This window comes from Plectonema radiosum NIES-515, from assembly GCF_025753815.1.
In the GTDB taxonomy this organism is placed as follows: Bacteria; Cyanobacteriota; Cyanobacteriia; order Cyanobacteriales; family Nostocaceae; genus Hassallia; species Hassallia radiosum_A.
The window spans coordinates 1-11,589 of the sequence record NZ_JAOWRF010000361.1 but is presented as its reverse complement, the minus strand read 5'-3'; the positions used below and the strand labels follow the sequence as shown (position 1 = coordinate 11,589).

Here is an 11,589-nt window from a genome sequence, read left to right as displayed (position 1 = left end):
CGACTGGGAAAAATTTCTCTCCCTCTGCTTGTCTCCCCCTCTCCTTGTCTCCTATTCCCCATTCCTTATTCCCCAAGAAAAAATGACTAAATTCGGTATTTTGGTTTTTCCGGGTTCTAATTGCGATCGCGATGTTGCTTATGTCACACGAGACATTCTCAAACAACCTACTCGCATGGTTTGGCATCAAGATACGGATATTTCTGACTTGGATGTGATAATTATCCCTGGTGGTTTTAGTTACGGGGATTATCTGCGCTGTGGAGCGATCGCTCGTTTTTCACCTGTGATGCAGCAGGTTATGCAACATGCACAAAAAGGTAAATTTGTCATCGGAATTTGTAATGGATTTCAGGTATTAACTGAAGCCAAACTTTTGCCTGGAGCTTTGGTGAGAAATCGGGATTTGCATTTTATATGCGATCGCTCTCCCCTAAAAGTTGAACGCACCGATTTACCTTGGACGCAAGCTTATACAAAAGGTGAAATTATCACTTTGCCCATCGCCCACGGTGAAGGAAGATATCATGCTGATGCAGCCACTCTCGCAGAAATTGAAGATAACAATCAAGTTGTCTTTCGTTATGAAGGTGAGAATCCTAACGGCTCGTTAAATAATATTGCGGCTGTTTGCAATTATACAGGAAATGTGCTGGGCATGATGCCGCATCCAGAGAGAGCGTCAGATGCGATGTTAGGTAGTAGCGACGGGTTAAAGTTGTTTAGTGGATTGTTGGATAAAATAGGCGCTTTGGTGTAATTCCTACGTCGAATTACTGTGGCGATCTGGTGACTATCAAGACTAATACTCAATAGTCACCAGATGAAGCTACATCAACTTTTGATGGTTGCTTAACTGCTTTTATTTGGATGCTACTGCCTCAACTTTTGCCTCAACTTTCACCTCATATGGCTTTTCTGCCCCTTGTGCTAAATACTCTGCTAACTGAGATTCAATTTGATCGCGCACAATTTGACGATACTCGCAGAAATGTTCGATATGAGCGCAGGCTGAAAGGTAATGCTCTAGAGCTTTTGGGTTACGCTTGATAATACTAAACAAGTGATGCCAGAATTTCCACCGAGTTTCGCGTTTGATTCCTTGTCGCCAGATAATAATTAGGAATGCTCTGACAAGCACCAATTCTGGCATCTTGGCTGGTCGCGTCCAACTTGGACCACCCATCATCAGAAAGCAGCGATAGGTGCGGTCTAAATATTTTACGGGGTCGTATAAAGCACAAAATGCTTCAATGTATTCTGTAGCAATATCTTCTAAAGGACGGGTGGCAACAAAGTTCATCAAAGTAGTTTGATTGATGTTGCCGTCTTGATTTTCGCGCAGTCGTCCTTCTTTTTTAACGCGATGCCACAACGCTGTATTGGGTAGCGCTTGCAACATGGCGAAGGTAGTAGAGGGAATGGCTGCTAATTCGGCAAAACGGACAATGCGATCGCCTGCACCTGCTTTTTCGTTATCAAAACCAATAATAAACCCAGCCATCGGGCGTAATCCAGCTTTAATAATGCTTTCCACCGCTTCAGTCAGCGAACTGCGGGTATTTTGAAACTTTTTCGTTAGTTGCAGACTCTCTTCATCTGGTGTTTCAATTCCCAAAAATACAGCAGCGAAACCGCACTCAACCATCAACTCCATCATTTCTGGATCTTGCGCTAAATCAATTGAAGCTTCGGTGTCAAACGCGAAGGGATATTGATGTTCTGCCATCCAAACTTTTAACTCTTTCAGCAATAATTTAACGTTACGTTTGTTGCCGATAAAGTTGTCATCCACCATGAACACACCACGGCGCCAACCCAAATTATAAAGGCAATCTAATTCTGCTAAAAGTTGTGCTGGTGCTTTGGTGCGCGGTTTGCGACCATAAAGAACAATGATGTCACAAAATTCGCACTGAAAAGGGCAACCCCGCGAAAACTGAACTGACATCATGTCATAAGCATCAAGTTCTAGTAAATCAAAGCGGGGTATGGGTGTAGATGTCACATCGGGTTTTTCAGTAGCGCGAAAAACCCCTGATGTTTCCCCTCGCTTAATTGCATCGATAAACATTGGGAGAGTAATTTCCCCTTCATCAAGAATGAGAAAATCTGCACCTACATTCTCAACTTCGTGGGGTACGGAAGTTGGGTAAGGACCACCCACCGCAACTAATTTACCACGTTTTTTTGCTTCTTTAATTTGGTCGAGTAAATCTGCTTTTTGGACAATCATGGCGGATAAAATCACCACATCTGCCCATGCCCATTCTTCTTCAGTTGCGGTGCGAATATTGCGATCTACAAGTTTGAATTCCCATTCTTGGGGCAAAATCGCTGCTACTGTCACTAAACCTAAAGGTGGTAATAAAACCTTGCGATTAACTAATTCCAAGATTTTTTCGTATGACCAAAAGGTTTTGGGAAATATAGGATACACCAGTAAAATTCGCATTTAGTAGAAATCCTCAGGTTATGGTTATTTTTTTAACTGTAATTAATGTAACTAAAACTAAGAGTAATTGACTTTTTGCGGCGTTTTATTTTATTTTAACAATGATTTATCAGACGCTATTAGCGATCGCCTGGTTCCTTATTTCTCTCTACTTGTATGATTTATTGCCAAAGTTCTCTAGTTGCGCTATGGAAAGTAGGTACTGTTTTGCGTTATTGTATAGCTTTTTTAACGCAAAGGAACGCTAAGGTAAGCGCACTCGTTTCGCAGAGTCTTCATTCAGATTTTCAAAGCGAATACTTGTGCAAGGTTCTACAGAACCCACCTGCGTGGGCTAATTAAGCGCATCGTTACTGAGAATTGGTGTTATACCGTTTCACAAAAACCTTGATACAAATACAGACCTGTAGAGACGCGAAATTTCGCGTCTCTACAAGATTCATATGTATGGCTATTAACGTGAATTGGTGTTAGCAGGTTTAACACCGCTAATTTTCAAAACATCACTGATGGTGGGGCAATAATTTGGTAAGCCGAAAGTGGCAGGATTAATGGCATTTTTGTAAATAAAATGGCGATAGTTCATGCAAAATCGACTCCAAGCATCCATTTGAATGCGAAATACAGCGATGATTACATTAGCGAGGGATAATGATAGGGGAATGCGAAAGATTATTTGTTTACCAAGATAATCGCAAACATCTTCAATTGCTTGGTTTGCTGTTAATTGGGCTTGACCTAAAACCAATTTTCGCGATTGGTTTTCTTTGGGTGGATTATCTATTAAATATCCCACGACTGTGGCAATATCTCGTCCGTGAATGAAGTGGAAACTACCGTCTAATTGCAAAAAACGAATTAAATCAATATATTTTGTAACTTCTGAAATACCCGAAGAAATATGAGAATAAGGTTTGTCAGCTTCACCACCTAAAACTAAAGTCGGAAAGACTGTGGTAACTTTGGGGGCAATATCTAATTTTGGTACTTTATATAAACATTCGTACTTCGAGCGGACATAATCTATCCCTAGTTCTCCAGCTTCTTTTAATGGTTGTTCGTTGCGACCTAAAACGCTAGCTGTAGAAAAATAAATTACCTGTTCGCATTTATCTGGATCTAACAAACTCATTAATTCTAGGGTTTTGTCTACATTAATCTTAAATGTGTTGTCTCCACCCCAAGCCGTCGCTGTTAAAACCGCAGTATCAATTGTTTTCAGCAAGTCGGCAAATAAGCTAATTTCTTGCATATCACCTTGCAAAACTGTGATACCAGGACGTGCTTGAGTATCGACTTGCAGTTTATCTGGGTTTCTTACCAGCAAATACAACTCGTGATTGGTCTGTTTAATTAAAGCTTCGCTCAGGTAGTGTCCGACACAGCCACTTGCACCAGTTACTAAAATCCGCTTCTTTTTCATAAATATTTTTTAGATTGTAGTTGTTATACAGCGATTACTATTTTGAATGCATATCTAGCAATTAACAACTACAACTAATCAATAACTGGGTCGGGACATAATAGACAAGGGAAAGTGGATATTAATTATGCGTTACCTGAAAACCTTGTAGAGACGCGAAATTTCGCGTCTCTACATCTTTTCCACTCCTATGTCTAATACGTAGTTAGCGCTTGGGCGCCCAAGCGCTGACTACAAATTCACCCCAGATAGTTAAGCTTTTTTAACCTGTTTTCTTTTCAATATCACTCCAAACCCAGCAGCTATAGCTGAACCAAAAATGGTTGAGGGTTCGGGGACGGGTTTAGTATTCGCATTTCTGACTGATAATCCTGATGAAGTAAGCAAATCATTCACATCGACGACACCAATACCGACGTTATAAGTGCCAGCAGTGTTGAAAGTGTAAGAAAAAGTATTATTGCCAGTTTGTCGCAGATATGGATTTGGGTTATTTGCTAATGTGCCGCCTGGTATAGTAGTTACATTGGTGATGCTAGCTAGAGGAATCACTTGGGAGCCAATTGTCACAAAAGCGTAGTCTGGAAAAGTGGAATCTACAGGTTCATTGGTGTGAAAAACCCAATCAAAGCTAAACACATCCCCAGCAGAAGCCGCAAGTGTGGTTTTCACCGCAGAACCTTCTTGAGGATTTCCGGGAAGGGTTACACCTAAAAAAGTTTCCAAATCATCAGCAGAACCGGGATTGTTACCGGAAACATAATAATTTCCTGACGCATCATCTGAACCAAAATTATCATTAAAGGCATTGGTGAGGGAAGTTTGACCGCCACTAGTAGTAACATCACCCAAGAAGTTGGTAAAATTAATGGTTGCGGCTTGGGATGGGCTGCTAAGTATAAAACTGCCCAAAAATAAACTAGCTGTGCTGGTGAGAACTGATTTTTTCAGGAAAGTATACATGGGATTCTCAGGAAATAAGTGGATTGTTTGGTGTTGCATAATCCACGGGGTGAATCGTAGAGACGTTCCATCGGAACGTCTGTACAATTCGGAACGTCTGTAGAATAACGTTGATTGTCAAATCATCCCGGCAATATGCAAACCCCAATTATTTGTTTAGAAAACGAAGTTGTTGACGTTGTTCATTGCCGTTACACTTACGTTGTCTAACTGAATGAAAGGTCTAAAAATTCCCGAACCAAGAGGACCATCTTGATCGATTTGGAGAGTGGTACTATTGGCAGTGCTTCCCTGTATCAATTGCACATAACCGTCTGCGATCGCATTCAAACCGTTGTATCCACCAGTAACTAAACTATCCAGCAACTGAGTGAAAACAATTGTGTCACTACCTGGTGTAAAATCCGTAATTCTATCACCACTGTCTCTAATATTAGTATAAACGAATTCGTCTCCACCGCCACCACCTGTGAGAATATCCCCACCAAGTCCGCCGGTAATTCTGTCACCAAAGGCAGTTCCGACTAAAGTGTCCCGACCAGATGTGCCATTAATCACATTTATCAAATCAAACCGAGCGAGAACGGGGTCATGGTCACTGTCCTGATCGGCAAACTCTGAGTTAATGTGAACTGCATCAAATCCATTCAGTTTATTGAACAAATTGTTACTGACCAGAATCTGATCGAGTGTTTGGGCATTGCCCTCAAAGTTGTAGGTGTAACGCTCGTTCTGGGGTAGGGTTTCAATCAGGGTATTCAGTGCCCCAGCTTCTAAAATACTCAGGGGGTTAGAGAACTCAAAGTCATTTAAGTCACCCGCTACCACCACATTAGCGTTGGGGTTAATTGCTAAAATACTCTGAACAAAGTCTCTCACCTCTATGGCTTGCTGGTTGCGCTGCACCTCACTAGAGAGGGTTGGGGGTTGATTCGGTCCAAAAAGCGGTTGGTCGCCACCTTTGGAGTTAAAATGGTTGCCAACCACAAATACGGTCTGACCATTGAAAATAAATTCACCAACCAGAGGTTTGCGACTGTTGATGAAGGCATTGCCATTGGAGGGGTCAGTATCAAGTATCCGACCAGGACTAGCAGAAAGTTGGGGAACACCACCGACGTTGTTAACTGTGGTGTCGGTAGTGGAGCCACCACCTGGGCGATCTACAAATTGTACTCGGTCGGGGTTGAATAGGAAACCTACGCGGATATTACCACCAGGTTCACCACCGTCTTGGTCGTCTACTGGGTTAATCTGACGAAATTGGTATGTTGGACCACCTGCAGATGCTAAGGCACTAATCAATCTGTTGTAGGTTGTGCTGGCATCTACTACACTGTCATTCGTCGGTCCATTGTTGTCCTGAATTTCTTCTATGTTGATGATATCAGGCGCTCTGAGGTTATTAACAATCCGGCTTGCGAGGTTGTTGAAGCTGCCATCACCAGGGTCAAGGTTTTCTACGTTAAAGGTCGCAAGTGTGAGTTGGTTAGCGAGGGGAGTCAAGTTGCTAACTTCTCGCTGCAAACCACCAGAAATGACGCTAGGCAAAGCTTGAGTGTTCAATAGCTTGAAGTTACTGAAGCTATAGTCAATTACCCCAACAATCGACCCGTTAAATCTGTCTCCCACGTTGACCTGTGGTTCATTGGTGATAATTGCATCATCAATGATAATCCGTTCTGGGTTGAAATCCCCCGGTTGGATAATAATACCACCACGAGCAGTGCGAGTGCCAGCATTTGCGCCATTGTCTGCTAAAATTGGGATCTCGCCAAAACTAGTAGTGGGTCCCACAGCCACGGCATTGTTGACCTGCACAAGCATTCCTTCCAGGCTTTCGTAGAAGTCAATGCCGTCTTGAGCGGGGTCAAAGACTGTACCAGCATTTTCGACATTGCCACCTGCTGCATCATTACTAATTACTGTAGTGGGAATTGTCCTTCCACCGTTACCAAGGATGGTGGCAGCTGGTAGAGGATTACCAGTTGACACTGTGGTAATCGTTGTTCCGGAAATCTGAGTGGTGGTGAGGTTATTGGCAGAATTACCAGGACGGAACTCACTCACCGTACCGCTAACTAAAATCGAGCTGCCGACACTTACTGTTGGTCTAGAGGAGGTGAAGACAAAAATGCCTTCTGATGTGGCATCATTATTATCGGGGTTGGGGTCTTGGAGGTAAAAGCCATTTGAAACCAACGCTGTGACGATACCGGGAACGTTGTTCACTGCTTGACCATTCAAGGGGGAGATATGCGCGGCACCTTGAATGTCGTGGATGCGAACAGCAGGAGCAACGGGAGCGCCTAAGGTAACAATATCACTGCGGAACTTCTTAAAGTTGTTTTGCCCTAAGTCTTTAGCTTGCTGCCCGTCATTATACCATACAGTATCCCCGTTATCAACTAATAATTGAATTTGGCTGGTGTTGGAGAATGAACTGGGCAAGTCAACGATAGATTCAAAGCTTCCTCCAGAATTTAACGCGGTTAAATCTGCTGCGCGTAAGATGGGGGCATCAGTAGAATTACCAGTCCAGGTGTAAAGCCGGAAGTCTTTGGGGGCAGTTCCTGTGGCTGAATCGGCTGGACCTGCGATGATTAGGTATTCCCCACTAGCGTTACGTTTAATTTCGCGAATACCGCGTCCGCCCAAATCAAGTTGAATGGGAGCGCCTATAATAGCACTGGTGGCTGTTCCTGTCACCAAAGAAGCAAAGTTGGTAATAGGTGCAATCAGTGCTTTGGTGCGATCGCTTGTTGGAACGTTTGGAGCGCGAAAAGCAACGTAGCCTGTAGTATTATTGGGGGCGATGGTTAAACCTTCTATGTTGAAACCATCTAAAGCAGGATCTTCGGGAATTTTACCACTAGCAGTGCTGGCAGAAAAGTTGTAACCGTTGGCATTTCCCCAAGCGATTAAATCAGTCCGCAGGTTATCATATCTGCCTGCGTAAGTCAAGTTGGTGTCAGCACCAGTTCCAGATATATCGGTGGCAAATAAACGGTAGCGATTAGGACGCAGATTACCACTAGCAGCGTTACTTTGACTTCCCAACCAGAAAATACGGTTGCCAATTTGAGCGGAAGCTTCAATATCAACCTCCCGGAGGTTGCCACTACCGTCGGTTTGGGTTAAACCTAAGGCTGAGGTAAAGTCAAATCCTTTGACGGGTAAACCTGAATTATTGCGATCGTAAAGTCGAAGCACCTGATTTTCATCGTCTCCAACCAACACGTAATTAGAGTCGATCGCGATCGCTGTCGATGCATCGCTTGTCCCGGTAAGAAAGCGGGTAGTTGCAGGAGTATTAGAAGCTGCGGAAGCACCGTATTTAATTACGTAGGAATTGCTTAAAGAACCGTCACTGACTGTAACGGTAATATCGCTGAAACCTACTCCCACTGGGTTAATCTTGAGATTGCGATCGTCAGCAGTACCAGTAATAGTCAAGTCGCTATTGCGGACAACTGCTTGATTGCTACTGGTTGCATTTACAGTCAAACTATTTGGAGTTTCCGCATCATTCAGATTAAACTCGATTCCCAATGTCCTCGCTGGATCGGTCGGATCGTTAATTACACCGCTGACAAATGCTGCGGGATTTGCTGCTAAACTATTTGCAGGAATGCTGAGAAAGGCAGTGGTTAATTCCGGATCGGTGGGTGTATTGGTAATATCAGCCTGAATGGTGGGAGCTGTGTTGGTGGAAGTAGAATTGACTGTTGTGGTGATAGCGATCGCACTATTATTGCTTTCATTGCTTTCTGCGATCGCATTCAGCGGATCTACAGTTGCTGTACCGCTGGTGAGAGTACCTGTTGAGTTAGGAATAACTGTTACTTTTAATGTGGCATTACCCCCAGAATTAATGCTACCACCAGAGAAGGTAACGACACCATCGGCAACGCTTGCCGTGAAATTATTAGAAACATCTGTACTGACAAAAGTCACCCCACTGGGCACTGTATAATTTACACTGATATCGCTAGCATTTGCCCCACCACTATTACCCACGTTCAAAGTATAAGTCAGAGGATTACCAACAGCCACCGGATCGGGAGAATCAGTTTGGTTGATAATTAAGTCAGGAAGCGGTACAGATGCACCACTCAGAGTAATAGTACCAGTTGGTAAACTAGTAGCACTGTTGTTGAAAGTCCAGTTATTCGGATTGCTAATTGCAGCTAACCACTCGGCTTTTGTACCAGTAGTTAGAGTATTTAAATTAAAAGCCGCATAAGTCGCTGAAGTGTTGAACAGAACCGCTGTATTACCAGCTTGTGACAATCCGGGAATTACATTACCTTCACTAGCACTAGTTGCATTTTCAAAAGTACCCGTGTTGTCAATTTGAGAAATTGGTGTGAAGCCTGAAAAAAGCGGATTTGTGGTGCTAGTCGATTGAACTGCGGCGATTTGCTCACCACTTTGACTTAGACTTAGATTAGCATAGTTGCCTCCGGCTCCAATTGAAGTTGAGGTTGTCCAGGTATAATTGGCGGAGCTATCAATGCTACGAATTACAGTGCCGACAGGAATATCAGCATTAGCGGTAAATCTAATTAAGTTCTCGCTACCGTCAGCATCCGTTGCAGTGACTCCTCTAAAAGCTGAACCAGTCCAGCCGTTATCGGTAAAATAAATTATCGTACCTGCGTTAATCGCTACAAAATTCGCAAATGAAAAGGAATCTGGATTACCGTTGGTAATATAGCCAACAATTCCAATATCTCCGGGAGTCAGATTTGTCGGTGCCATAAAAATTATTAGCTATTGTGAGTTGAGGTGCGTTTGGTAGAATTCGCATAACACTTGACATCAGCGACAGAAAATGTAGGATACGCAACTAGACTTCTCTCGCTTTCAAGCACAAGGCATCAACCCATCTTCAATGGGATGTCGAAGTGCAAAAACCCTGGTGTTAAAAACAGAAATTTATCAGATTACAAGTATTTATGTGTAATTTAATACTTGGTCTAACTAAATTCCAGACTACTATTTGAAGGTTAAAAGTATATTAAGTAAATATTAATCGTCGAATTATCTCTGCAAGTTTACTGAAGCTTTATAAAATATTATTGATAATCTAACTGCAAAAAGCCTCGTTGCATAGTAGATAATACTGCTTTGCGTGAATTTTTAGACTTTTTTAAACCCAGAGGGACGCTAAGGTAAGCGCACTCGTTTCGCGCTCGTATTAATGAAATGCTGTAGTTAGTGAAGATAATCGCTAATGACTAATCGCATTTTCACCATTAGCCATTAGATATCTCCATAAAAGACGTAGAGACGTAGCAATGCTACGTCTAATCAAGGGTTTCGGGCAACGTATAATTGATTTTCAAATAGGTTGTCTATTAGCGACAAACAACCTTAAGTAACCGTTGTTAAACTCAGTTGTTTTGCTGTTTCAAAGAAGAAAGCGACATTTTCTTCTGGGGTTGTGGGTAGGACACCATGACCAAGGTTGAGAATATGACCCCAATTACCAGCTTTGCGAACGGTATCATGAATGCGATCGCGAATAAATTCTTGGGAACCAAACAGTACACCTGGATCGAGATTTCCTTGCACTTTCATTTCTTTGCCCAATCTTGCCCGTGCATCTGCCATGTCTATTGACCAGTCTACAGTGACAATATCCGCACCGGATTTTCCCATTCTTTCCAGTACACCTGCACTGCCGCTAACTAGCAGAATTAAGGGTGTATCTGGATGAGTTTGCTTGACTTGCTCAAACACTCTTTGTTGATAGGGTAAAGCAAAAACGTCATAATCTTGGGGGCTGAGTTGACCTGCCCAAGAATCGAACATTTGTACTACTTGAGCGCCGCAGTCAATTTGGTAGCGAGCATAAATAGCGATCGCATCGGCAAATTTTGCCAGCAATTGATGCAAAATTGTGGGATCGGAAAATGCCATATTTTTAATTATGGAATAGGTTTTAGAACCTTTTCCTTCCACAGCATAAGCTGCTAAAGTCCACGGTGCCCCGACAAAGCCCAACACGGTTGATTGATTGTTGACTTCACTACGCAATGCCTGCAAAATTGTTTTGATAAATGGCAGGGATGCTTCTGGTTCTAGAGGACGCAGTTGATCGATTTGTGCTTGAGAGCGGAGGGGTGATTGAATAATTGGACCTTTCCCTTCTGCAATGTCCATTTCAATGCCCAAACCGGGTAGAGGCGTCACAATATCGGAAAATAGAATTACTCCATCGGGCTGGAAAGCTAGCCAAGGTTGTAAAGAAATTTCAATCGCTACTTCGGGAATTTCCGAGCGATCGCGAAACGATGGATACTTTTCGCGTAAATCTCGATATGCTTTCATATATCGTCCAGCTTGACGCATCATCCATACTGGAGGACGATCTAACACTTCACCACGAGCAGCTCGTAGGAGATGAGGAGCGCTTAAGGAAAGACCCATTTAACACTTCATCCTAAGTCGTTTTTTTTATGCCACTGTTTAGCTTATCATTCTGGGATTACGCTTTTTCAGCTTTGCTCTCCCCTTTTCAGGAGAGGGGGAGTGGGGGATGGGGGGAGTGAGGGAGTAGAATAAAATTTTTTACCTTGTAGGGGTAGGGTTCCCCATTAGACAAACGTCGTGAAAAACAATGTAGAGACGCGAAATTTCGCGTCTCTAGGGTTTTGGATAGCACATATTTAAATTCGGTCGATGTCTATTCCCCTTTCCCCATTCCCCACTCCCCATTCCCCACTCCCCATTCCCCAGA

Annotated in this window: 6 protein-coding genes; 1 reads left to right on the top strand and 5 read right to left on the bottom strand. The window is 43.0% G+C overall.

The window, feature by feature from the left end; translation table 11 throughout:
- Nucleotides 1-82 precede the first annotated feature (82 nt).
- Nucleotides 83-760: a phosphoribosylformylglycinamidine synthase subunit PurQ gene (gene purQ, locus OGM63_RS25460; protein WP_263748497.1), complete on the top strand. Its 678-nt coding sequence runs from the start codon at nt 83-85 to the stop codon at nt 758-760.
- A 102-nt stretch (nt 761-862) separates the two neighbouring features.
- On the opposite strand, the gene OGM63_RS25455 is transcribed toward purQ, so the two are convergent.
- The 5 genes from OGM63_RS25455 to hemE form a co-directional block, all read right to left on the bottom strand.
- A complete protein-coding gene (locus tag OGM63_RS25455) occupies nt 863-2,455 on the bottom strand; it encodes a B12-binding domain-containing radical SAM protein (RefSeq protein WP_263748496.1) in 1,593 nt (530 codons plus the stop codon).
- A 454-nt stretch (nt 2,456-2,909) separates the two neighbouring features.
- Entirely contained in the window at nt 2,910-3,878 is a 969-nt protein-coding gene (locus tag OGM63_RS25450) for an NAD-dependent epimerase/dehydratase family protein (protein WP_263748495.1), read from the bottom strand.
- 252 nt (nt 3,879-4,130) lie between these two features.
- Complete coding sequence (locus OGM63_RS25445) at nt 4,131-4,880, bottom strand: PEP-CTERM sorting domain-containing protein (protein WP_263748494.1); 750 nt, start codon at nt 4,878-4,880, stop codon at nt 4,131-4,133.
- 117 nt (nt 4,881-4,997) lie between these two features.
- Nucleotides 4,998-9,605: a DUF8508 domain-containing protein gene (locus tag OGM63_RS25440; RefSeq protein WP_263748493.1), complete on the bottom strand. Its 4,608-nt coding sequence runs from the start codon at nt 9,603-9,605 to the stop codon at nt 4,998-5,000.
- Between the two features lie 615 nt (nt 9,606-10,220).
- Nucleotides 10,221-11,279 carry a uroporphyrinogen decarboxylase gene (gene hemE / locus OGM63_RS25435; protein ID WP_263748492.1) on the bottom strand — a complete coding sequence of 353 codons (1,059 nt, stop codon included), beginning with the start codon at nt 11,277-11,279 and terminating at the stop codon, nt 10,221-10,223.
- Nucleotides 11,280-11,589: the final 310 nt, after the last annotated feature.

What these genes read in the sequence shown, in the direction of transcription:
- OGM63_RS25445 (WP_263748494.1), bottom strand. Translation starts at nt 4,880, where the DNA reads ATGCAACACCAAACAATCCACTTATTTCCTGAGAATCCCATGTATACT.
- purQ (WP_263748497.1), top strand. Translation starts at nt 83, where the DNA reads ATGACTAAATTCGGTATTTTGGTTTTTCCGGGTTCTAATTGCGATCGC.
- hemE (WP_263748492.1), bottom strand. Translation starts at nt 11,279, where the DNA reads ATGGGTCTTTCCTTAAGCGCTCCTCATCTCCTACGAGCTGCTCGTGGT.
- OGM63_RS25455 (WP_263748496.1), bottom strand. Translation starts at nt 2,455, where the DNA reads ATGCGAATTTTACTGGTGTATCCTATATTTCCCAAAACCTTTTGGTCA.
- OGM63_RS25450 (WP_263748495.1), bottom strand. Translation starts at nt 3,878, where the DNA reads ATGAAAAAGAAGCGGATTTTAGTAACTGGTGCAAGTGGCTGTGTCGGA.
- OGM63_RS25440 (WP_263748493.1), bottom strand. Translation starts at nt 9,605, where the DNA reads ATGGCACCGACAAATCTGACTCCCGGAGATATTGGAATTGTTGGCTAT.